At 49.5% G+C, this 22,458-nt stretch carries 18 protein-coding genes; 7 read left to right on the forward strand and 11 right to left on the reverse strand.

Going from position 1 to position 22,458, the window contains the following annotated elements; translation table 11 throughout:
• The 3 genes from AC14M5_RS14390 to AC14M5_RS14400 form a co-directional block, all read right to left on the reverse strand.
• A complete protein-coding gene (locus AC14M5_RS14390) occupies positions 1 to 933 on the reverse strand; it encodes a glycosyltransferase family 2 protein (protein ID WP_484030370.1) in 933 nt (310 codons plus the stop codon).
• Complete coding sequence (locus AC14M5_RS14395) at positions 930 to 2,441, reverse strand: glycosyltransferase family 39 protein (RefSeq protein ID WP_484030371.1); 1,512 nt, start codon at positions 2,439 to 2,441, stop codon at positions 930 to 932. The genes AC14M5_RS14390 and AC14M5_RS14395 overlap by 4 nt, the downstream gene beginning before the upstream one ends.
• A 102-nt stretch (positions 2,442 to 2,543) precedes the next feature.
• Positions 2,544 to 3,401, reverse strand: a complete 858-nt coding sequence (locus AC14M5_RS14400; protein WP_484030372.1) for a sulfotransferase domain-containing protein — start codon at positions 3,399 to 3,401, stop codon at positions 2,544 to 2,546.
• A 74-nt stretch (positions 3,402 to 3,475) separates the two neighbouring features.
• Between AC14M5_RS14400 and AC14M5_RS14405 the strand changes: the two genes are divergently transcribed.
• The 3 genes from AC14M5_RS14405 (at position 3,476) to AC14M5_RS14415 (ending at position 6,456) form a co-directional block, all read left to right on the forward strand.
• On the forward strand, positions 3,476 to 4,069 hold the full coding sequence (locus AC14M5_RS14405; RefSeq protein ID WP_484030373.1) for a lysophospholipid acyltransferase family protein: 594 nt from the start codon (positions 3,476 to 3,478) through the stop codon (positions 4,067 to 4,069).
• Between the two features lie 114 nt (positions 4,070 to 4,183).
• Positions 4,184 to 5,044 (forward strand): hypothetical protein, encoded by an 861-nt coding sequence (locus AC14M5_RS14410; protein WP_484030374.1) that lies wholly within the window; start codon positions 4,184 to 4,186, stop codon positions 5,042 to 5,044.
• A gap of 11 nt (positions 5,045 to 5,055) precedes the next feature.
• Positions 5,056 to 6,456: a methyltransferase gene (locus AC14M5_RS14415; protein WP_484030375.1), complete on the forward strand. Its 1,401-nt coding sequence runs from the start codon at positions 5,056 to 5,058 to the stop codon at positions 6,454 to 6,456.
• Here the strand turns inward: AC14M5_RS14415 and AC14M5_RS14420 are convergent.
• A complete protein-coding gene (locus tag AC14M5_RS14420; protein WP_484030376.1) occupies positions 6,437 to 7,003 on the reverse strand; it encodes a hypothetical protein in 567 nt (188 codons plus the stop codon). The genes AC14M5_RS14415 and AC14M5_RS14420 overlap by 20 nt on opposite strands.
• On the opposite strand from AC14M5_RS14420, the gene AC14M5_RS14425 reads away from it, so the two are divergent.
• Together AC14M5_RS14425 and AC14M5_RS14430 are read left to right on the forward strand one after the other, a co-directional pair.
• Positions 7,002 to 7,514 (forward strand): hypothetical protein, encoded by a 513-nt coding sequence (locus tag AC14M5_RS14425; protein WP_484030377.1) that lies wholly within the window; start codon positions 7,002 to 7,004, stop codon positions 7,512 to 7,514. The genes AC14M5_RS14420 and AC14M5_RS14425 overlap by 2 nt on opposite strands.
• Before the next feature lie 267 nt (positions 7,515 to 7,781).
• On the forward strand, positions 7,782 to 11,408 hold the full coding sequence (locus AC14M5_RS14430) for an NBR1-Ig-like domain-containing protein (protein ID WP_484030378.1): 3,627 nt from the start codon (positions 7,782 to 7,784) through the stop codon (positions 11,406 to 11,408).
• Positions 11,409 to 11,568: 160 nt separating this feature from the next.
• On the opposite strand, the gene AC14M5_RS14435 is transcribed toward AC14M5_RS14430, so the two are convergent.
• Positions 11,569 to 13,191 (reverse strand): capsular polysaccharide export protein, LipB/KpsS family, encoded by a 1,623-nt coding sequence (locus AC14M5_RS14435; protein ID WP_484030379.1) that lies wholly within the window; start codon positions 13,189 to 13,191, stop codon positions 11,569 to 11,571.
• Positions 13,192 to 13,278: 87 nt separating this feature from the next.
• Here AC14M5_RS14435 and AC14M5_RS14440 point away from each other — a divergent pair, with 87 nt between their 5' ends.
• The gene (locus tag AC14M5_RS14440) at positions 13,279 to 14,040 is read left to right on the forward strand and encodes a hypothetical protein (protein ID WP_484030380.1); all 762 of its coding nucleotides are present in this window, start codon (positions 13,279 to 13,281) and stop codon (positions 14,038 to 14,040) included.
• Positions 14,041 to 14,377: 337 nt separating this feature from the next.
• Positions 14,378 to 14,875, forward strand: a complete 498-nt coding sequence (locus AC14M5_RS14445) for a hypothetical protein (protein WP_484030381.1) — start codon at positions 14,378 to 14,380, stop codon at positions 14,873 to 14,875.
• Between the two features lie 149 nt (positions 14,876 to 15,024).
• On the opposite strand, the gene AC14M5_RS14450 is transcribed toward AC14M5_RS14445, so the two are convergent.
• The 6 genes from AC14M5_RS14450 to AC14M5_RS14475 all read right to left on the reverse strand — a co-directional run bounded on the left by AC14M5_RS14450 (position 15,025) and on the right by AC14M5_RS14475 (position 22,416).
• Positions 15,025 to 15,891 (reverse strand): sulfotransferase domain-containing protein, encoded by an 867-nt coding sequence (locus AC14M5_RS14450; protein WP_484030382.1) that lies wholly within the window; start codon positions 15,889 to 15,891, stop codon positions 15,025 to 15,027.
• Between the two features lie 77 nt (positions 15,892 to 15,968).
• On the reverse strand, positions 15,969 to 16,850 hold the full coding sequence (locus AC14M5_RS14455) for an N-acetylneuraminate synthase family protein (protein ID WP_484030383.1): 882 nt from the start codon (positions 16,848 to 16,850) through the stop codon (positions 15,969 to 15,971).
• Positions 16,851 to 16,905: 55 nt separating this feature from the next.
• Complete coding sequence (locus tag AC14M5_RS14460) at positions 16,906 to 18,126, reverse strand: cytidylyltransferase domain-containing protein (RefSeq protein WP_484030384.1); 1,221 nt, start codon at positions 18,124 to 18,126, stop codon at positions 16,906 to 16,908.
• Between the two features lie 76 nt (positions 18,127 to 18,202).
• Positions 18,203 to 19,030: an SDR family oxidoreductase gene (locus AC14M5_RS14465; protein ID WP_484030385.1), complete on the reverse strand. Its 828-nt coding sequence runs from the start codon at positions 19,028 to 19,030 to the stop codon at positions 18,203 to 18,205.
• Positions 19,031 to 19,038: 8 nt separating this feature from the next.
• Positions 19,039 to 20,649 carry a phospholipid carrier-dependent glycosyltransferase gene (locus tag AC14M5_RS14470; protein WP_484030386.1) on the reverse strand — a complete coding sequence of 537 codons (1,611 nt, stop codon included), beginning with the start codon at positions 20,647 to 20,649 and terminating at the stop codon, positions 19,039 to 19,041.
• 39 nt (positions 20,650 to 20,688) lie between these two features.
• A complete protein-coding gene (locus AC14M5_RS14475; protein ID WP_484030387.1) occupies positions 20,689 to 22,416 on the reverse strand; it encodes a bifunctional sulfate adenylyltransferase/adenylylsulfate kinase in 1,728 nt (575 codons plus the stop codon).
• Positions 22,417 to 22,458: the final 42 nt, after the last annotated feature.

Consider the following 22,458-nt stretch of genomic DNA (forward strand, 5'->3'; position numbering starts at 1 on the left):
TTACTCATTATACCGAATCGGCTCAACATCTCTCTTTCCATCCTCTTTCTTCTTTCTTTCCCTCGCATAATAAAAGGTCTCGCGCAGTTGCGGGGTGATGAGGCTGGTCTCGCGGTGGCCCATGCGGGTGCCGTGGAATTGCATAATGCGGAACCAGAAGATGGATGAAATATTTTTCAACAAGACTCGTTCACGCGCGGCATGCCACAGGTCACTCAAAATGTTGGTGGTGGTCAGGCGTAAGAAATCGTAAAAATTGAAATGCGCTTCGGGATATATCTTCCGCAAGGCCATGGCTTCACGGCGATAGCGGTTGTACACTCCGCGCGGCGTCTCGTTGTGGACGTGAACAATCTCGGCCTCGGCCACATACGTGATGGCACGTCCCTGCTCTTTGGCCCACTTGGCCCAGGCCAGATCCTCCAGGCCCGTCAGCGTTTCATCGTAATTATTTTTCTTCCACAAACTTTTTCTGATCGCGGCATTGGCATTATTGCAAAAGGCGGTCTCCTGTTTCGGCTTGCTCGCGTCGGAATACCATTGATGAAATATTTGTTGTTCGGAATATTTGGCAGAGTCAGGTCCACGCTGTTTGCCGTAGGCGAGTGCAACACTGTCATCCTGAAATGGACGAAGCAAAGTCTCCAGCCAATCAGGATAGACGGGATAAACATGCGCGCTAGCGATGACGACGAACTCGCGCTTCGCTTCTTTAATCCCGTAGTTGAGTGAGCGTCCGAAAGTGAATTCTTCGGGAGGGATGTGAACAATCCGCACGCCAAAGGATTCAGCAACAGAAACAGTTCCATCGGTCGAGCCTGAATCGACGAGAATTACATCCACATCTTTGATGGTCTGCTGTTTGATGCCTTCGAGCAAACGCCCGATATGTTGAGCTTCGTTATAGGCGCGGATGACAATTGAACAATTCATGAATAACGTTTTATCTTTTTCCAGATTTCACCCCAGGGTAAACGCGCCTTTTGGCAGACATAAATGGCGGACGGATCTGCCAGGTCATTGTCAATGCCATACGAGTTTATGGTTGTTCCTGCCAGGGTGCATTGCTCAAAAAATTGACTGAGATAGGAACGATCAAGCCCCACTGTGATCAAAATCTCAGGCGGTGGATTCCCATAACCGCGCAGCCAGAATGTATCTGAGCCACTGATGGCTTTGGGCAATCCATATTCACTGCCGTAAAGATTGAGTGCGGCGGCTTCATCGTTCTCACCCGCCAAAATGCCAGCCCGCGCTTTTTCTTCGTCAGGCAAACCCGCGTAAATATCCCCAACCGTTTTGACCATTTCATGCCAGCCAATCTGCTCGGTGAAAATGTCATGAACTTCGCTGGTAATATCCCAAAGCGGAGAATTGATCGGTGCAATGGGCAGAGACAACGCGCCGCCAACCAGCGCGCCAATGGTTATGAAAACCCACGTTGTTGCGAAGGCAATTCGAGCCTTTTGCGTTGACAGTCTTTCCAGCCAGCCCTGCCATGCAACCGCGCCCGCCGCAAACAACATGGGGTAAGCAGACGCGAGATAATATGAACGTCCTTGCGTGAACAAATAAATCAGGAACGGGATGACGTACATCCAGCCGATCATGCGATAATGCTTGCCATGCTGGTTTGCGAAATAATAGATCAACCCCGCGATCCAAAGCGGAATAACGAAAGGGTTTGACGACAATAAGAACTGCTCCAGCACATATCCTTCGGTGCGGCCAATCGCCACATCGCGCGCATGGATGCTTGAAAGGAAATCCAATGAAACGAAATCATGCCGTATTTGCCAGATCAAATTAGGCAGGAATATCAATATGGATAATGCGACTCCGCCCCACAGCCACCGACTCTTCAAATAGCGGCGCGCATCCGTCAATATTACGCCTCCGACCACGCCCGAGGCGAAGAATACCATCGTGTACTTGGTCATCATCCCCAGGCCGATGGTTGCACCAATTGCAAGCCACCAGCGCGGGTCCTCTGATCTCAACAAACGGATGACAAAATAAGCGGTTAAAACACTCCAGAGAAAATCAAAAGTGACATACTGAATTTGCGATCCTAGGATTAAAGCAAATGGAGCTATCGCTGCGGCAACCGCCGCTACAATTTGTGTGCGCCTGTTTCCGCCGAGCTCGCGCGCCATCAAACCAGTCAATACCAGGATGAGCCCGTGCACTAACGCGGCAAACATCCGCGCGCTGACGAGTGATAGACCAAATAGGCTCAGCGAGATGCGCGCCAGGAATGGCGTGATGGGAGGATATTCTACATACCCCCAATCCAAATTATATGCGTTGTCCAGCACCACCATTTCATCCTGGTGAAATCCGTATTGATGGTTGGTGAACATATGGAGAAGGAACAGAGCCAAACCCAATAACAATAAAATATTATCAGTAAAGAATGCTGCAAACTGATTCTTTTTCATGGCAACCTCCTGTCTGCATCCATTATACGGCGGGGATGGCAGTGAAACAATTCGTATGTATCGTTCGTAGGGGCGCAGTAGGGGCGCAGCAATGCTGCGCCCCTACCAGTTATTATCTTTCTCATATCCCAACCTAATCAACAAATCACCCGCCACATTTTTGAATATCTTTTTATGTTCCTCGGTGAAATATTTTTTCCACTCACCCGTTTTGCCAGAGCGGAAGGTCGGGGACTTGGTCGGGTTGATGGAGGCTTCGAGGGCATTTAGAATCAACTGTCGGCTAGTGGGGAGCGGGGAGCGGGTGAGGAAATGCTCCATGATGCGAGTCAATGTGGCGGCGCGGTCTAATATCAAATCCTCAAAATGAATCGTCATCACCTCAGGCTGATCGAGCCAATTGAGATAGGGCGCAAAGCGATCTGCAATGTCTGGAAACTCCAAATCTGAATCAGGCCTCCCTAGAATACTGACCTTGAGCCGCGCATTGAAATCGGGAAGCGATTGATAATAATCGTGATGAACGTGGCGCGCTTCCATATCAGTGACATAAAACACGTGCGAGACGACCACATCACGCGGGTCACGGAAGATGAAATAGGGGGTAAATTTTGATGAGCACATGCGTTTGATTGCATCAGGCCTCGCAAACAAATGAGCGGAGGCAATATCGCATGGGCGGAGCGAATCGAGCCATGCGAGGGCTTGCTCTGCTGTGCGCTTGCGTCCGCTTTCACCTTCGTATTCTGCATAAAATGAATGCAGTCGTTTTGAGAACGGTGCGACGTTTGAAAAACCCAGCAGGATTTGGTCAAGAAGATGCGTGCCGCTCTTGGGAAAGGAAATGCCAAGCAGAGTCGGCCAATCGGATTGCGGTTTGGGTACTGCCGCAAAGCGGATATTTTGTATCTGTTTTTCAATTTGATAGATAATAGAGCGAATGGATGATTTCAAAGCCATGTAAGTATTTAACCACAAATTTATCATGGATAGAGACGCAAACGAGATTTCAGGGTTATATAGTTGAGGAAAAATTGAAAACTACCATATTCAACACCCCAATTCTCAGTGCAATTTTACGCATTCTCGCAAATCTGATCCTCCGCCTGGCTGGCTGGCGAGTGGATGGAAAATTACCCGACCTGCCAAAATATATTTTGATCGGCGCGCCTCACACTTCGAACTGGGACTTTGTGCTGTTCCTTGGAATTATTTTCCACCTGAAAGCGAACGTCCACTTTATGGGCAAAGCGGAGCTGTTCCGCAACCCATTCGGTTGGTTCTTCTACTGGTGTGGCGGCGTTCCCGTGGATCGCAAGAAGCCACAGGGACTGGTCGAGCAGATGACAGTTGCCTTCAATAAATCTGACAGATTCATTTTGACCATTGCCCCTGAAGGAACGAGGCATTACGTCAGCGAGTGGAAGATGGGCTTTTATCACATCGCCAAAAGCGCGGGGATTCCCCTCGTGATGGCCGTTGTAGATGGCGGAAATAAGACCGTTCATGTGGGGCAGGTTTTTCATCTCACCGAAAATATGGCTGCGGATATAAAAACCATCAAGGGATTCTTTTCGGGAGTGGTGGGGATCAACCCGAGGAAGAAGTATATAACACTCGCGGACTAACAAACTCATTCCATTCTTCCGTATGGGTCAGACGGCCTATTGTAATTGCCCTTCGCAGCTCATATAATCATGGACGATGGGCATTTTTTGCTTTATGAAGCAAGGCTGGTAAATATGAGTCGCGGTCTTAAACTTCTGCTATTCCCGATGGTTATCTTTGCATTAGGCATTGTGTCGCTGCCCCAGTCAAGTGCTCATGCACAGACTTGTTTTGATGAAAATAAAAAACCAATCGAGTGTCCTGTGAAGGAACCACCTCCGCCGGACTCCGACGATCCGCCCTCGGAGGATAAATCCAGGAATAACCATAACCAAGGTTCAGCGAATACCATCATCCTGCCTACATCCACCCTGACACCCACCACTACATCCACATCAACGAACACTCCGCAGGCGACCGATACGAAGGTACCCACAGCGACTGCGACCAAGCCTGCCGTTTGCAACTGCACAAATGCAAACTCATTGACCACAGGCCCACAGGATGCACCGATCCCAGCACCGCCACCGGAGTCGGGGCCGGCACCAGCGCCATTTACGCCGTGGCTGGCGGGTTTTGCCGGCATACTTATCGGGTTGATATTGGGAGCACTAGCGGGTCCGGCCATCTTTGGCGGAAGTTTGTTTCCACGCGGTGCCCCTTCCAGCCCCGCACCAGCTGGAACAGGCGGATCGCTTATTGACACCGATGAATCCACGCCCTTTATCAAACTCACTCATGATGGCCTGGTTGATTTCGAACCACACCTGAGCACTGCCAATCAAGTATCGGAAGTCCATGTTAAAGCATATGACCCGGAGCATAAAAAGGAAATTGTTGGTTCTGCGAGGCCTCAATCTTCCGCACTGGGCGACCTGCCGCCAAATTTAACTCACCAAAAGGCTGACATGCACATAAAACAGGATGAAGACAAAATTGCTACAGTAGAGGCTGAGATTTATGAGGAAGATGTCTCCACCAAGTTTGACAAGTAGAAATTGATCATATGCAAAATTTGATACCAACAGGCGGACAGTCTCCTGAAGTACTGTCCACCTCTTCCATGCCCGCCATAAGATCGGCCACCCTGAGAGCCTTCCGCGAACTATTACTGCACGGTGGCTATGCCAGCACCAATGCATCAGAAGAAAACATACAACTCAGGACCCTAAAAAGAATATTTGCACGCGGGGAAACGGTAGACTTGGAAGAAGCTGGCCGAACCATTGGGATCAGCTTGCTGAACGAGTTGATCGAATCAAATCTATTGGTTGAACACGACAATTTACTGCGCGCCCGCTTTCAGGTCCAAGCCGAGGCGGGAATGTTTTTTCTATCCGACTTTATGCTGTGCGATAACCCGGCCGACCTTGTCCTGCCCATCGGCCCATCCGGGCGGCACCTGGCGTGTATTACGATCCGCAAAAAAATTAGATCCGCCCTGGATCTGGGCTGCGGATGCGGCATCCAGTCCCTGCTGGCGGCGCGTCACGCGGACCTGGTTACCGCCACGGATATCAATCCGCGCGCGCTGGCGCTGACCAAACTCAATGCTGAATTGAATGGAATATCGAACATGGAAATTTTGGAGGGGAGTTATTTTGAACCGGTCCTCGGAAGAAAGTTCGATCTGATCGTCGCCAATCTGCCGTACGTGATCACGCCGCAAAAAAAATACGTTTACCGGGACCCCGATCAGCCGGGGGATGAATCGGTGCGAAAAATGATGCTTGAAGCCCCCGAATATTTGAACGAGGGCGCCTTCGCGCAGGTCATGATCAGCTGGATCGAGCGCGAAGGCCAACCCTGGTGGGCGCTCGTGAGTGAAATGCTGCAATCGAGGCATATCGACAGCTGGCTGAATCATAACAGCTCCAAATCAGCGGAAGAATACGCCAAAATGTGGATCCACACGAATGCAAAGAAGGAACCCGAGAAGTATGCGAGGGAAAAGGCGGAGTGGACGAATTGGTACCAGTCCCAGGGCTTTCATCAATTCGGGCTGGGCATGATGACCCTGCGGCGGCGGTCGGCCAAAAAGAACTGGGGTGCAGCCGTTGAAGTAAAAAAATTCCTGAGTGACTCGCTGGGCGAAGAACTGGCCCTGTTATTCGAAAATCAGGATGAGCTTGAAAACCAGCCCGACCTTTTGAAAGCAAAATTTATCGTCCGTAATCTTGAAATTGATGCAACGAAACAAATGGTGCGTACGCAGAAGGGGTTCCTATTTCAAACGAAGCTGTCAGTGGATACAACCAAAGTGTTGAAAGAATTAAGAAATGGGGTTACGCTCCAAGAGGCGATCAAACGAGTAGCAGGGAAGAAAAGTTCCATAGATCAACCACAAACAGTGCTCGAGATCACGCAATTAATGAATTTTGGCATGCTCAGGGTGGACAAGTCGTAAATCTCACAATGCAACCATTTATCCCATAGTACTTCCCTTGCCAGACCGGTATCATAAGGGGATGAAAAGTTGAGGTGACCATGAAAAACCGCACGATCATAACCGTCGTCATTTTCGGAGCAATGCTTACCCTCGCTGTTGCATTTTTAATTCCAGCGCTGGTATCGGCCCAGGGTGGCTGCTTTGACCCCGCTGGCGCCCCGGTCGCCTGCCCTGAACCTGAAAAGGAAAAAGAAGAGAAGAAGTCCACTCGAACTCCAGTGCCGCCAGCCAGAACAGCCACCCCCACCTTTACCTCCACTCCTACAAGTACACCTACAGCAACTCCGCCTTGTTCATTGGGAAGTGGTTCCGGCATGGCGACTCGGCCAGAATGTACCCCAACACCTCCGCCTTGTTTAACAGGAAGTGGTTCCGGCATGGCAACCCGGCCAGAATGTACCCCAACACCTCCACCTTGTTTAACAGGAAGTGGTTCCGGCATGGCAACCCGACCAGAATGTACACCGACTCCCCCGCCTTGTTCATCTAAAAGTGGGTCTGGCATGGCAATCCCGCCGGAGTGCACTGCGACACCTCTGGCAAATACCGGAAGCGGAACAGGGCCAAATAACGCCAATAGCCTGCTCACCGATGGGCAGGATCCGGATCAGGGTTCTTCACCCTTTAATTCTCCCGGTGCGCTGGGGATGATTATCATCGTTTGTATTGGGGGAGGCCTGTTGCTTCTTCGTTGGTACAGGGAATCTCCAACCATACCTCCCGGGCCCCCAATCAAACCCAGCGAAGACGCCTTCATAAAACTTGACTCATCTCAACTTCCTGAGTCACTGATGCAGCCTCCCGGACCTCCAGTCAAACCCGGCGAAGACGCTTTCATAAAACTTGATTCATCCCAACTTCCTGAGTCACTCATGCAGCCTCCCGGGCCTCCAACCATACATCCTGGACCTCCGGTCAAACCCAGCGAGAATGCCTTTTCTAAATGGGATCGGTCCGCAGACTTGCATCCGGACGAACTTCCTCCGCCTGATGGTGATTTGCCGGCAGTTCAATAATGTTCGGGCAATGCACACAGGCACGGTCATCAGTAAAAGGGCAACCGCTTGGCGGTCGCCCTTTTGTTTCCCGAGAATACTTAAAATATTGAATCGAATTTGTCAGGGTTGATGTCTATGCATTTAATGTATAGTACTAGTGTAATGGGTACTAGGATGGATTGTAGAGTGCCCCAATAGGTATTAAGATGGATATGTATTGACGTAAGAGATTCGCTGACATTGAGGAACAACTGTTTTCCACGGGCGAATTAGCAGGAGCGTCCAATGTTTAGACGGGTTTTCCTTAGTAGTCTCATCTTAACGGGGTTTTTGATGACACAAGCCATCCCGCGCGCGATGGCAGCAGACCAATGTGATTCAGCGCAGTTCATATCTGATTTAACCATTCCAGATGGAACCGCATTCGCACCCGGCGCAACATTTACCAAGACCTGGCGATTAACCAATAACGGCACGTGTACATGGACCACATCCTACAATTTGGTATGGGTTGGAGGCGATTCTCTCGGCACACCGCCCTCGGTGCCATTACCCGTCAATGTGCCGCCTGGCGGAGCGGTGGATCTTTCTGTCAACTTAACAGCACCGATGACCAGTGGTCACTATAAAGGTTTGTGGAAGATCAGCAACGCCTCCGGGGTTCAATTCGGCGTCGGCGACTCGGCCACCGATGCGTTTTGGGCGGATATCAATGTGATCGAGACCAGCGCGGTCATCTTTGATTTCGTAGCCAACGCGCCCTACGCTCAATGGAAAAGCGGAGCAGGAGTATTGCCGTACCCAGGCACGAGCGGAGACAGCCGCGGTTATTCCTATCAAGTCAATAACCCGCATCTCGAAGATGACTCATTCGATTCATTACCAGGTTTATTAACTGTCCCGCAAAATAAATTCAACGGCTATATCCAGGCAACCTATCCTGAAATCCAAGTTCAGCAGGGAGATCAACTGCAAACACTCGTCAATTGTGAGTTCGGCGCGAAGAACTGTTACGTCACCTTCCGCATCGATTACCTCACATCAACGGGAGTCCAAAAAACATTGTGGTCATGGAAGGAAGCCTCTGAAGGGCTCTTCTATCGCGCCAATATTGATTTAAGTCCGCTGGCAGGGCAAAAGGTTAAATTCATCCTCTTGCTGCTCTCAAGCGGATTCGCCAGCGGTGACCGCGCCATATGGGGATCGCCACGCATTGTTCGCAGCGGGACGCAGCAACCACCCGCGCCTCCACCTACCCTTACCCTGCTCCCGCCACTGACGCCGACTGCTACGCCGTTCACGTCTCCACCTACCATTGCGCCCACTGGTTGTAATAAAGCGTCCTTCGTGGCGGATGTCACCGTGCCAGATGGGACCATCTTTTCACCGGGCGCAGGCTTCACAAAAACCTGGCGGCTTAGAAATGCAGGCCGCTGCGCGTGGACGACTTCATACAAATTCCTCTTCTACAGCGGGGAACAGATGGGTGGGCCGACATCGATCAACATCCCACAATATGTGGCGCCGGGGGCAACAGTTGATCTGACCGTCAACATGATTTCCCCCGCCTCTACTGGAAAGTATCGCGGTCATTGGATCTTAAGCGATGGCCTCGGCACATTCTTTGGTATTGGTGCAAACGCCGCCGTACCGGTATGGGTGGAGATAAATGTAGCAGGCGATTCGCCGCTTGGCATGGCATATGACTTTACATCCAACGTTTGCTCGGCACAATGGAAGAGTGGTGCAGGAATCCTGCCATGTCCGGGCGCAGATGGCGACGCGAATGGCTTTGTCATTAAATCTGATTCACCAACACTTGAAGATGGCACCACATCCAGCGGCCCAGGTTTGTTGACCTTCCCCCAGAATAGATATAACGGCTACATACAAGGCTTCTATCCCACCATCACAGTTCAACCGGGTGACCGATTCCAATCCACCATTGGCTGTGAATATGGAGCCAGTTGTTATGTGACGTATCGGCTCGATTACATGACAGCCAACGGCTGGATCGGCACACTTTGGTCGTGGCGTGAACAAAACGAACGCAGTTATTACAACGCCGATATTGACCTGAGTCCATTGGCTGGAAGAAGTGTACGCTTCATCCTCACTATTCTTGCAACAGGATATGCAACCAATGACCGCGCGCTATGGGGAGCGCCACGCATTATTCACGCAAGCGGCCCAACCCCTGTCCCAAGCTTTACCCCAACTCCAACGCCAACACCAGCATCAAACACCACCAATTGGTTACCATACACCAACTCGTATTACGGTTTCAGCTTCAAATATCCACAACAGGCACAGGTCGTCAGCCAGCAAAACAATTATGCACGGATCAACCTGCCCATTACGACAGGCACAAATCTGGGTGAAAAATATCTGGAAGTCATCGTTGCGGAGAACGCCAACCCCTGTCAAAGTCCGCTGGCAACGCAATCCCTTCTTCAATCGTCTGCGACGATCATGATAAACGGTATCTCTTTCCTGAAACAAACCGGAGCAGATGCTGGAGCGGGCCAATTCTATCAATGGGTTGCGTATTCCACGGTCAGGAATAATGCTTGCGTCAGCCTGGACTTTATCCTGCACTCTAGCAACCCGGGTAATTTCGCCACTCCACCCCCAGTCTTCAACGAAGCGGTTGAAACCGCAGTCTTTAGCGACATGGTTTCAACATTCTCGTGGTTGACTTCCACACCCACACCGGCTCCCAATACCAATGACTGGTTAACGTACAACAACTTATATTACGGCTTCCAGTTCAAGTACCCGCCTCGGCTTGAGGACCTCCCCAGCCAGGAGAATAATTATGCACGGATTGATCTGCCCTTCGCACAAGGCACGAACCTAAGGGAGAAATACCTGGAGGTGAGGGTGCTCGAGAACTCAATTCCGTGTCAAAGCCCGCTGGCTTCGCAATCCATCCCTGGAAGTTCTGAGACGATAATGATCAACGGCATCTCCTTCCTCAAACAAACTGGTGGAGATGGCGGCGCGGGGCACTTGCATCAATGGACTGCCTATTCGGCTCTAAAAAATAATGCCTGTGCGAGCATGAACTTTATCTTACATTCTCTCAACGCAGGCAACTTCGATCCGCCCATACCGGTCTTTGATCAAGCGGCAGAGTCGGCTGTGTTCTCGCAAATGATGTCAACATTCACATGGCTGGCCCCAACTGCTACACCGACACCCACAACTGCCCTGGCGCTCGTGCAAAGCGTGGATATTCAAATCGTAGAATCACAGCTGCTGGGAGTCAATGCGATTGTTCGCGGTCAACTTCCCGACATGGGTTGCACGAAGATTTCCTCAGTCACCCAGGTACGCGACGGAAAAACGTTCCGCCTTAATCTGACAACTGCCACTGATCCGTTAGCTTCGTGTACCCTTACGCCTACTGCTTTTGAGCAGGTGATCGCATTGGATGTCAGCAACCTGCCGTCAGATGTGTATACGGTCAATGCCAACGGGGTCGAACAAGCCTTTGAACTGGTCACACGCGATCTCACAAAATTCGGACAAGTGCTGGTTGATGCCTTGAACGCGCGTAATTACGAAGTATTGAAAATCCTAATGGACCAGTCCTTCGTCTTTGCTTTCTGGCAATCGCAGGGAACATCCTACACACCAGACCTTGCCACCCAACAATTACAGTTGAATTACCTCAGCACAAGCACACATCTCACTCCCGACCCAGCCAAGGATTTAACTACCCTGTTGGGTGGCTTTGACCCGTATTCTATTATGGGACTAGACCCTTCCAAATCGCAGGCGCTGTTTGTCTCTGGCTGGGGCCTGGACAGCAATAGCGAAGCCATCCTTTACATGACGCGCCTACCAGATGGCAGCCTGTACTGGGATAAAGTCCTTATCGCGATAGGCGGTTTTACAAATCCTTGATATTGAAAATCTTAAGACCTGACATGTCTCAGCGAAAGCTCGATTAAACAGAACTCTCATCCACACAATCGACTCGGTTAACCACGGCGCGGATGAGACATGTCAGGTCTGCCTCATTTTTGGGCGGAAGGGTTTTTTGATTTTTGGAAAAACCAAGACCTTATTCCCTCAACAAAAAATCCCCACCATCCAACACCCCCTCGGTAATCACCTGTACCGACTCCGATCTCACCAACTCCTCCAACTCAAAGGACTTCAGCCTTGTCTGCGTCACCCTCACAGATGGCTCAAGAAAATCTCCAAACGGCAGGGAGGTTCTGAACAATTGATAGTACAAGAACTTGCGCGCGTTGTGTTTGAACTCAGGCGGGACGTCAATCGAATCAGCCTCTAAAAATTCTTTCATCTTTCTTCTTACTTCCTCGATTGTCTGCGAAAAAAACACAGTGGGATATTGCGTAAACCTGGCCTTGCCCCCACACAACACAGGCACGCCCATGATCGAAGCCTCCAGGCCGATGGTCGAGTTGTAGACCATCACGAACTTCGACTTCAAGATCAATTCGTACGAACTGAGTGTTTCCGTTGGTGAGACGAAAACCACATTAGGCAATTCCGTTACATGGCGCGCTTCGACCCAGCCCGCCACGGTCTCGCGGCTGGCCTTGCGCACACGGGTTTCATCGGGGTGCGCGCGGATCACGAACAAGGTCTCAGGGTGTGAGCGAATTTCCTCCAATACCAGATCCAGCCAATCGAACATATCTTCAAAGACCGTGTTGGCGTGAGGCTGGCTCGTATCGAAGATGACGTTGGTAAAGACAGGCACGATCTGTTTAAAGCCCGCGGCCTTCTTCAAAAACGATTCGTCCAGCCCCTTCATATCTGCCCAAAACTTTATGCCCGCCATTGTGAAGTCACCCTGAAAGCGCTTTGCAAGATACGCATCCAGTTTTGCATTTTGTTTGTCATTCATCTCAAAATCATCGGGGATGCGAATCGGGTAGGCCGTGGCTTCACCTTCGGTGAAATATGCCGTCGCAGGCTCCAACCCCACTTCATGTGTGATCACGCGAATGCCGCGCTTCAGGGCCATGTAGCGCGCAGTCGCTTCGGGGAAGAACTGCCCATTGAAAACCAGAACAGCCCTCGGCTGAGTCTGATCGAGTAATGTGTCAAATTTCTGCGCCACATTCCACGCCGATAAAATATATTCCCTGAAAAGATAACGAGTCGATTCATCATCATTCAGATGGTGGACTCTCAGGATCCATCTCAGCCCGGGCAGGCACAACGCTCCGAGTGGAATCCCATCCCAAACGAAGCGCATCAATTCTTCAACCGACAGACCTGCCACAGTTTTCGAAAGCTTTTCATCACGCTGATAGTTGAACCAATTCACGTTCGATGTTTGAACGTTTGCAGGTTTGAACGTTTGAACATTTTTATAAAGAGTCCTCGATTGATACACACAAGATTTACATGGCGGTTCTTTTTGCACGTGATCGCGATTTGTACCGAGCACACAATGACTCATGCCCGAGTGACATGCAAAGTAAACAACAGGGATACCCTGCAAGCGGAATGCCCATGAAGCCAATAAATGGAATCCGCTGTTCCATGAAAGGTCATCGATGCCCGTGGATGCTTTGAAGAAGACCACAGGTGCGCCCTTAGACTGCGGCTCTTTGCGGGCCATCTCCCGTGCCACAGATGCGATCTTAAGATTATTGAGCCTGCGGACGAGTCCACGTTTGATGCGTTGAGTGAAGAACTCTTTCATGAAATTTCCTAAACAGGACTTTTGTCACTTACCTTTGCCATCCGTCCACAGTATTATATGGGCAATTCATCATTAAGGAGTGGAAATATGAAACTAAAAAACACAGTCCCATTTGTTCTAATAATTGTCGTGCTCGTTCTAAACGCCTGTTCCTTTAGTGCGGCGCCCGCACCCACAGCTACTCCTGCGTCCACCAACACGCCAACCGCTACCAGCACCAATACTCCCACCCCGACAAAAACCCCATTACCTACTAAAACGCCGAATTTGGCCGCCACTCAGCAATATGACGAATGGAATGCTGAAATTCAGCAGTACTTTGAAAAAGGCTATATTGGCACCGCAGACGGCGAGATCAAAAAACTGGATGATTTCTCAGAGGCGTGGGCGCAGATCGATTGGTATTCGACCTGGTACCTGGATGAAACCGTTGAGAATTTTGTTTGGAGTGCACATCTCAAATGGGCGAGTGCAAGCAAAACTCCCAATCCATCTGGGTGTGGGTTTGTATATGCAATTCGAGATGATGGAAGCGATTACTCGGTCTTTCTTGATCAATCGCAAATCCTTTACCTGCGTTCAGAGTACCAGCACGGTTATCGTGTTGGAAAAACCCGCGGAACCGGATTAGTGAAAATTGGCGAACCCAGCGAGGCTGATTTCACATTGATCGTTTACGATTACTACTCTTACGTAATCGTGGATGGTGAAGTTATCGCAGAATATACCCTGCCGCAAAGCGATCTTATCGAGGGCGACCTTGGCATATCCATTCTGTCCGGCACAAATAAGGGATATGGCACACTCTGTACAGCCTCCAATATGCGCCTGTGGACTCCGCAAGACTAGCGGTTGCAAACAATTACAGCCATCTCATGGCAGACCTCACTTTCGTGAGGTCTGCCTTTGTTTGCAGGTCTTAAATCTCAAGCATTGGACCGTCACTGCAAATCTTCAGATTATTGAGCCTGCAGATACGTCCGCGTTTGATACGTTGGGTGAAGAATTCAGAGAAGAGAGAAAGCATTAACTTTTATCCAAATGATTTTAGCGTATTATTGATTTCAGCGGGATTTTGGTCTATACTTCGAACAAAAGCGTGTTTGTTTAAACGTCAAATATTATACGGCATAAAAAGCGGGCCTATCATCACGAGCAAATCAAGATTGCGATAGGAAGTGTATCTATGCAACCACAGGTTAGAAAAAAAACCAGAAAAAGAGTTTGGGAAGAAATGTTAACTGCGGATTGGAATTGCCGATATTGGGGTTACCTCTACCAGCGATATGATAACTATGAGCGTAATTCAAAAATATTTCTGGCCATCACCTCTTCGTCAACTGTCGCAAGCTGGACTTTTTGGACTCAGACTGATTGGCTTTGGAAAGGCTTATCAGCACTTTCTGCTCTGCTTGCCATCACTGTTCCATATATGAATTGGCAAAACTCAATGGAAAAGACCTTGGAATTAAGAACTGGCTGGTTGGAAGCAAAGTATGCATATGAAAAGTTGTGGAGAAGAATTGAAACTGGTGTAATTAATCAAGATGGAATTGAAAATACAATAGATGAGATTATAGAGAAAGTAAGACCTCTTGACAAAAAGGCATCAAGTTTTTCAAACAACAAAGCGCTATCGAAAAAATGCCAGCAAGAGACACTAGAAAGTAAGAATCTTGCGTGAGATGGAATACCTAAATGATCAAAATTAGATTAGCTCAAGATCCAAAACCACGCCCTGAACCTCCAGATCCTTGGCCCGACCCTCCCCCAAAACCTCGCCCAGGATAAGTCAGATATTTTATGCCAATAATTGCTTACTAAATATTCCTTTCACGTAGTATTTGACCAATTGTTCCCCTTCTCATACCCTAGCCTCACCAACAAATCACCTGCGACATCATTAAACAACTTCTTATGCTCATCTGTGAAGTGCTCCCTCCAGCCGCCGGTCTTTCCCGAGCGGAAGGTATGACTTTTCTTCGGCTGGATCGCTTCCTCTAAAGTGGATAAAGCTTTCTTGCGCGAAGTCGGAATCTTGTAACCTGTCTTTTCCACTTCATCCAGCATGGCGTTCAATGTGACATCGCGGTGATTGATCAAATCCTCAAAGCGAATGCACATCACATTCTTTTGTTCCAGCCACTGGAAGACGCCTTCATACCTCTGCTTCACGCTGACCATTTTCAAGCCGTCTTTATCAATGCCAGTGATGGCAACATTTAATCTCGCGCCAAAATCTGGAAGCGATTTGTAATAGGCGTGCATCCCATGCTCTTCGTGCATGTCAGTCGCGAAGAAGACCTGTGAGACGAGCATATCCCTCGGGTCACGATAAATGAAATAGTTCACGCGCCCAGCCTCGGTCAAGAAAGAGGCGTTTTCCTTTGTCGCATCCAAATAACCCCAGCCAATTACACCATCAGGCACGCGCTTTAATTCATCCAGTATTTCTTCTTTCGTCTTTCTTCTTCCATCTTTTTCAATTGTTCTTATCGGGTCTGCATTCACATAGCGATAGGGCATGATCTTCGTAAAGCCATTAAGAATTTGCAGCAGCAAATGTGACCCACTCTTTGGTTTGGAATTTCCAAACATGGGTGGGGCTTCATCAAAAGAAAACCGCTTCCATCGCAAAATGGCTTGAGCGGTTTTCCCCGCAGGGCGCAAGGTGCGGCGGAGGTTTTGAATAATTCCCATATTATTTATTTATTGTAGAGGCACAGCGGGTTTGTTAAAAACGATAACTATTGATTGTTTTGCTGTGCCCCTACGCTTTATTCATTCACAACGCGGCGGAGTTTCTTCATCGAACCCATTTCGGATTCGTAAACTTTCTTCACGCCATCGCCCAGTGCAGCCTGCGTAACACGAATATATTTTACGAGTGTTGCGAATCCGTGTGGTTCCACCGAAGCAGCCTGGTCACTACCCCACATGGCGCGGTCAAGTGTGATATGGCGTTCAATTGAAGTTGCGCCAAGTGCAACGGCAACCGCCGATGGCACAAGCCCAACTTCGTGACCAGAATAACCGATGGGAGTATTCGGAAATTCCCTGCGAAGGGTTTCGATCATTTTGAGATTCAATTCTTCAGGCTCGCAGGGGTAGGTGCTGGTGCAGTGCATGATCACAAGATTATCCTCACCAACCGCATTTACACCTTTATGAATTTGCTGCATGGTGGACATACCTGTTGAGATGATGACAGGCTTGCCTGTCTTGCGAACATGCTTCATCAGGTTATGGTCAGTGAGCGAAGCCGAAGGAACTTTATACGCAGGCGTATCAAACTTCTCCATGAAGTCAACCGAGGGTTCATCCCATACAGAGACCATCCAGTCAATTTTCTTTTCCTTGCAATAACGGTCGATCTCGCGATATTGCTGCTCATTGAATTCAACTTTGTAACGATAATCCAAGTAAGTGATATAGCCCCACGGCGTTTCGCGCATTTGTGTTTGTTGTTCAGGCGGTGTGGAAACTTCGGGGGTGCGCTTTTGGAATTTCACCGCATCTGCACCTGCATGCACAGCCGCATCAATAATTTTTTTTGCGATCTCCATATCACCATTATGATTGATGCCCACCTCCGCGATAATATATGTGGGATGCCCATCACCCATCATTCGATTTCCAAATTTTATCTCACGAGCCATATTTTCTCCTTAAATTTTTACGCATTACGGATGACGTAATACGTGATTCGTAATATTATTTCATGCGCGACAGAACGATCTCACACAATTCACGAATCGCCCCCTGCCCGCCGTTCTTCGTCAATACATGATCAGCGGCGCGAATAACTTCGGGATACGCATCTGCCACCGCCACAGACCAACCCGCGATCTCAAAGCACGGGAGGTCATTGAGGTCATTACCAACATAGATGACATTCTCCGCTTTGACATTTTTCTGCTCGAGGACCTCACGCATCACACGCCCCTTATCCTGCATCCCCACATTGTGAATTGCCTCCACCCCCATCTTTTTCGCACGCGCCATCACAACCGGATTCGGCTCCGAGGAAATGATCATTACTTCCACGCCTTTTTCACGCAGGGCCTTGATGTGCATACTATCACTGCGTGAAGCTGATACAGTCTCTTTGCCATTTTCATCTGTCAATACGTGATTATCAGTGACCACGCCGTCAAAATCACAAATGATCATTTTTATGGTCCTGGGTATCACGCGGCGTGATTTTCCCGGTGTGACTATCTCCAGGCCGCTATAAACAACTGCTTCATATTTTGCCCAATCAGAGAGCGTATCAATGTCTACCGTATATTTCGGGTCGATCAACAATGGATAGATTACATCGCCTGTCAATGACTTTTTTTGCGTGATGGTTGAAATACGGATCGCATCAATATGGCCCGTTTGCCAGTACACTGGCGGCAAAATTTGACGCGGCGCGTTATAGGGTTCGTCAATTCCGTCAATTTCAAGCAATGGGTTTATTGGTTTTTCTTCGCCACTGAATCTCCACATCTTGAAAGGGTTTTGCGCGGCAGGCACAACGCCACGCACGCAGTCTGCATCCTTATGATTCAACAGGATATGAATGGAGTCGTCCACCATGGTTGTTGGGCGGATGGGCGATGTGGGACGCAGTTGAACCACTACTTCAGGTCGATACGCCTCCACTTCCTCCAGCCATTTCAACACGTGTTCAAAAACTGGAAGATCAGCGGTTTTATCCTGTGCTAATTCACTCGGACGTAAGAAGGGAATCTCGGCCCCCCATTCACGTGCGACTGCTGCTATCTCTTCATCATCAGTGGAGACGATGACACGAGTCACCATTGCAGATCGCTTTGCTGCGGCAATGCTCCATGCAATGAGCGGATAGCCCGCAAAACTGCGGATATTCTTGCGCGGAATTCCTTTTGAGCCGCCGCGTGCGGGGATGAGGGCAAGTATTTCAGTCATTATTGTTTACCGTAGGGGCACAGCGAATTGGATAAAGATTTTGACGATTGATCGTCTCGCTGTGCCCTTACCTTAATCACCATGCCGTCCAGCCGCCATCTACAATCACATTGTTGCCTGTCATGTAGGAGGAGGCTTCAGATGCCAGGAACAACAAGGCACCGTTCATTTCGTCCTTCTTTGCCATGCGTCCGAGGATGGTTTTGGCAGAATAATTCTTAACGAAATATTCTTCGTGGTCGTTAAACACGCCGCCTGGCGTAAGCGCATTCACGCGGATCTCTGTCTCTGCATAATAGGCGGCGAGGTATTTTGTAAAACCCATCACACCAGCCTTGGTGGTGCTGTAGTAGACAGGTTTATACGCCACGCGTTTGCCATCTTTGATATAGATTCTTTGGTCGGGGCCATTCAACCCATAGGTGGAGCAGATGTTGATGATACTTCCCTTTTTGCCTTGCGCAATCATCTGTTTAACACAAGCCTGCGTAACAAGAAACATTCCAGTGAGATTTACGTTCAACGCCGCATTCCACTGGTCAAGCGGATAATCTTCGAAGGCACCGGGAGCAATTCCTTTTGCAACGGCGTCGGGATCAAACTTTGGGTCGAGAGCAGCGGAGTTGACGAGAACATCCAGGCGGCCAAACTGTTTGACGGTTTCAGCGACCAGTTCACGGGTCGATTCGAGGCGGGTTACGTCAAGTGGAAAAGCGATTGCAGAGTAGCCATCATCCGCAAGGCGGGAGGCTGTCTTTGATGCAAGTTCCATATTCAAATCGGCGGCAACGACAGCCGCACCTGCTTCGGCCAGGGTTTTGCAAAATTCAAAACCTAATTGTCCACCGCCGCCAGTAACAACTGCAACGCGGTCTTTCAAATTGAATTTATCTAGTATGGTCATGGTTTCCTTTATGGATGGGCGGTATAGATTTTATCGCCGCGAGTATCGTGCGCGAGAAATAAACCTTCGGAGAGATTAAGGTAAATGGATTGCACATCTTCTGATTCGGAGCCGAATTTGAACAAGGCGAGGACCGCATCGCCTGATAGCACATCGTTATGAAGAGCAGCAACGCCTTCTTCATATCCTTCACGCGGCAAACCGGTAACAGGGTCTACAAGGTCAGGCAGAACATAGCCCGGGCGGCCGGTGTAAAGGTAAACGGGGCCGACCTGATTGCTATAGATGCGCGTACCTGCGGGAAGCTGTCTTAAGAATTCCATGGCTTGCGAATCAAACCACTGGAAGGATGCATATCCCTGCCCGCCTTTGCGGAGTTGCGCTACGGCATTGGATATATCATAAACTGAAAGGGTAAGAATGAATATTGCAATGATAGCGGTCAGAGTCCGCCAGTAAACGGCGCGCTTTTGCCATAGCCAATATCCAAACCAAACCAGCATGACCAGCAAGCCAACGTAGATTGGCGAGACGATCCGCAGTTTGAATTTTGTGCTGGCATCGAACAATAACATGGATGAAACAATGGAAGCCAGATAACCGAAAATATACAAGGCATTTGTGAACGATAAAATTTCGGGTGCTTCTGTAGAGGGCTGGAGAAATTTTTTCAAGCCTTTGGGTATAACCCACATAAGCAATACCAAAGCGATAATGCCGAGGGCAATAATAAATAAATTGGGAATAGCGATCAGAGCGCGCCGCCATGTTTCCACGGGAACCAGGAAGACGGAGAAATTGTAAATTCCAGATCCGATATTTTCGGCAGTGAGTGGATGATAGACCAATATGCGGTTGGTGGCATTATCTGCAGCGAGTACGTTGCGTATACTCCAGGCCAGGGCAAAGGGGATAAAACTAGCGAGAAAGATGCCCGTGCTGATTAATCTCTTGCGCCAGGTTTCATGAAGAAGGATCAATGCAACGATAAACGTGGCGAGTAAAGCCAGGCCGGCATAACGTGTGAGGTAGGTAAAAGCGGTCAAAACGCCTGTGGCTGCCAGCCATATTCTGGAGTCAGACAACTTGCTGTCTGGTGTAGGAGCAAGCTCCTGCACTCCAGAGTAGGAAAAAGTTAGTAATGCTGCAAGACTAAAAAAGATATATAACGGCTCGCTCATTGCGGTTGTATGGACTCGAAACATGGATGCGTTGAGCACAAACAACAAAGCCAGCGTAATGCCCGCGATTTGAGATTTGGTCATACGCCAGCCGATGAGGCCAAGCAGAAATGTATTTGCGCCAAATAGCAGTGAGTTGATGAAGCGTGTGCCACGCAAGGGGTCCAACCCGCTGAGGCCGACGAGCGCAAGCACGGATGAAAAACCTGGAGGGAAGTGTGTAACGGGTTTATTGGAGGCAAGCCAGACAGCACGGTAACCGTCCCCGCTTAAGATACTGCGCGCGCCTGCTATGTATGCAATTGAATCATCCGAGAGACTCAGCCCTTGCGGAGTCGCATAAAGGACGAAAAATGTCGCTAGTGCGGCGAGCAGGCTGAGGATTAAGAATGAAGCGAGAGGGAGCTTGCGTAAGTCCATTAGAAAGTTGTTACGCATTACGTATTATGAAATACGTAATGCGTAACGAGTCTGAACTTATTTCTGGGGCAGGAGGAATCCCTGATCCTCAAGATACTTAACAATTTCGCGGGCGTTGTCTTCAGGGGATGCGCCAAAACCCTTGAGGGTGAGCTCGGGGTTGATCGGCTGTTCGTAGGGATCATCCACGCCGGTGAAACCCATGGGCTTGCCATCTATCATGGCTTGGCGGGCCTTCGCATACAGACCTTTCACATCTCGCTGTTCACAGACTTCAACAGGAGTATCCATGAAGATTTCGATGAAGTTCTCACCGACCATCTTGCGTGCTTCTTCGCGCGTGGCACGGTAGGGACTGATGGCCGCACAAACAACTGCGCCGCCCGCATGGACGATTTCACCAGCTACAAAACCAATGCGAATGATATTAGTGTCGCGGTCTTCCTTGCTGAAGCCAAGGCCTTTGGAAAGATGTGTGCGAACAACATCACCATCCAGGATGGCAGTTTCACGTCCGCGTTCGAGCAGCAGGCTGGTGAGCACCTGTGTAGTGGCGCTCTTGCCTGAACCGCTCAAGCCAGTGAACCAAATCGCAAAGCCTTGTTTGTGGCGTGCAGGATACATTTCGCGTAAAATCTCAGCAGTTTCGGGGCGGGTGAACCATTCGGGGAGCAGCTTGCCTTTGGCAAGAAAATCATCACGGACTTGTGTGCCAGAAATGTTGGCAACTTTCGCGCCCTTGGGCACATCCTTTTCTTCCACGTAACGATCTTCATCGGGAAGATAGACGAGCATCTCAAATGGAACCATCTTGACGCCGATTTCGGCTTCGTACTGCTTCATAATCTCCTGCGCATCATACGGACCGTAGAACGGTTTGCCGCTCGAGTCGTTTCCCGGGCCTGCGTGATCGCGCCCAACGACAAAATGATTCGCGCCGTGATTGCGGCGAATGATGGCGTGAAGCAAAGCTTCCTTGGGGCCGGCCATGCGCATGGCAAGGGGAAGCAGGCTAAGCATGGTATTTTTCTTGTCATAATGATTATCAACCAATGCCTTGTAGGTGCGGACGCGGGTGTAGTGATCCACGTCGCCGGGTTTGGTCATACCGACCGTGGGGTGAACAAGCAGAGAGCCTTTTACTTCGGCAGCGGCACGTTTGGTAAGTTCTTCATGAATACGATGCAATGGATTGCGAGTTTGGAATGCAACGACATTATCATGCCCCATTTCTTCGAGCCTGGCACGCACCTGAGCAGGTGTGAAGCGCAAATTCACAAAGTCATAGTACTTGGGAAGATTCACAACTTTCATTGGGCCAGAAATACAGACCTTGCCCCAGCGTCCCATTTCGGAAACCATCGGATGCTTCGGATCAGTTGAGCCGTATGCGAGCGTGGCTTCGGTCTCTGCATCCCAATGATAGATCTCTTCAAGGGTCATCACAGCGATCAATTCAAAGTTCGCGTTGCGCAGGGCCAGCTCTTCGCCAACGGTCGGCAATTCTTTGGAATCAGCTGTCAGGGTGATCGGAAGCGGGAAGAGGGTTCCATCCGCGAGGCGCATTTCCTTGAGCACGCGTTCATAATCTGCCTTGCCCATAAAAGTGCTGAGAGGTGAAAAACCGCCCGTAGCGATCAGTTCAAGGTCACACAGGTTGCGCATGGTGATCTTGATCGAAGGAAGCTGCCCGGCGCGGGTAAGCAATTCATCGCGCTCTTTTCCTTCAACAAGCAGATTCACCAGTTTTCCACCATAAGGTGGGATCAGTTTTGCTTTTGCCATTTGGTTACTCCATTTTGTTGATTTTAAAGTAGGGGCACAGCG

It is taken from the genome of Candidatus Villigracilis sp. (assembly GCF_057083605.1).

Bases quoted from the DNA above. Each gene is read 5' to 3' on its own strand.
- AC14M5_RS14420 (WP_484030376.1), bottom strand. From the start codon at position 7,003: ATGCCAGACCCACTTTTAGATGAACAAGGCGGGGGAGTCGGTGTACAT.
- AC14M5_RS14435 (WP_484030379.1), bottom strand. From the start codon at position 13,191: ATGAAAGAGTTCTTCACTCAACGCATCAAACGTGGACTCGTCCGCAGG.
- AC14M5_RS14400 (WP_484030372.1), bottom strand. From the start codon at position 3,401: ATGGCTTTGAAATCATCCATTCGCTCTATTATCTATCAAATTGAAAAA.
- AC14M5_RS14450 (WP_484030382.1), bottom strand. From the start codon at position 15,891: ATGGGAATTATTCAAAACCTCCGCCGCACCTTGCGCCCTGCGGGGAAA.
- AC14M5_RS14410 (WP_484030374.1), top strand. From the start codon at position 4,184: ATGAGTCGCGGTCTTAAACTTCTGCTATTCCCGATGGTTATCTTTGCA.
- AC14M5_RS14445 (WP_484030381.1), top strand. From the start codon at position 14,378: ATGCAACCACAGGTTAGAAAAAAAACCAGAAAAAGAGTTTGGGAAGAA.
- AC14M5_RS14440 (WP_484030380.1), top strand. From the start codon at position 13,279: ATGAAACTAAAAAACACAGTCCCATTTGTTCTAATAATTGTCGTGCTC.
- AC14M5_RS14470 (WP_484030386.1), bottom strand. From the start codon at position 20,649: ATGCGTAACAACTTTCTAATGGACTTACGCAAGCTCCCTCTCGCTTCA.
- AC14M5_RS14455 (WP_484030383.1), bottom strand. From the start codon at position 16,850: ATGGCTCGTGAGATAAAATTTGGAAATCGAATGATGGGTGATGGGCAT.
- AC14M5_RS14415 (WP_484030375.1), top strand. From the start codon at position 5,056: ATGCAAAATTTGATACCAACAGGCGGACAGTCTCCTGAAGTACTGTCC.
- AC14M5_RS14465 (WP_484030385.1), bottom strand. From the start codon at position 19,030: ATGACCATACTAGATAAATTCAATTTGAAAGACCGCGTTGCAGTTGTT.
- AC14M5_RS14460 (WP_484030384.1), bottom strand. From the start codon at position 18,126: ATGACTGAAATACTTGCCCTCATCCCCGCACGCGGCGGCTCAAAAGGA.
- AC14M5_RS14395 (WP_484030371.1), bottom strand. From the start codon at position 2,441: ATGAAAAAGAATCAGTTTGCAGCATTCTTTACTGATAATATTTTATTG.
- AC14M5_RS14430 (WP_484030378.1), top strand. From the start codon at position 7,782: ATGTTTAGACGGGTTTTCCTTAGTAGTCTCATCTTAACGGGGTTTTTG.
- AC14M5_RS14390 (WP_484030370.1), bottom strand. From the start codon at position 933: ATGAATTGTTCAATTGTCATCCGCGCCTATAACGAAGCTCAACATATC.
- AC14M5_RS14475 (WP_484030387.1), bottom strand. From the start codon at position 22,416: ATGGCAAAAGCAAAACTGATCCCACCTTATGGTGGAAAACTGGTGAAT.
- AC14M5_RS14425 (WP_484030377.1), top strand. From the start codon at position 7,002: ATGGCAATCCCGCCGGAGTGCACTGCGACACCTCTGGCAAATACCGGA.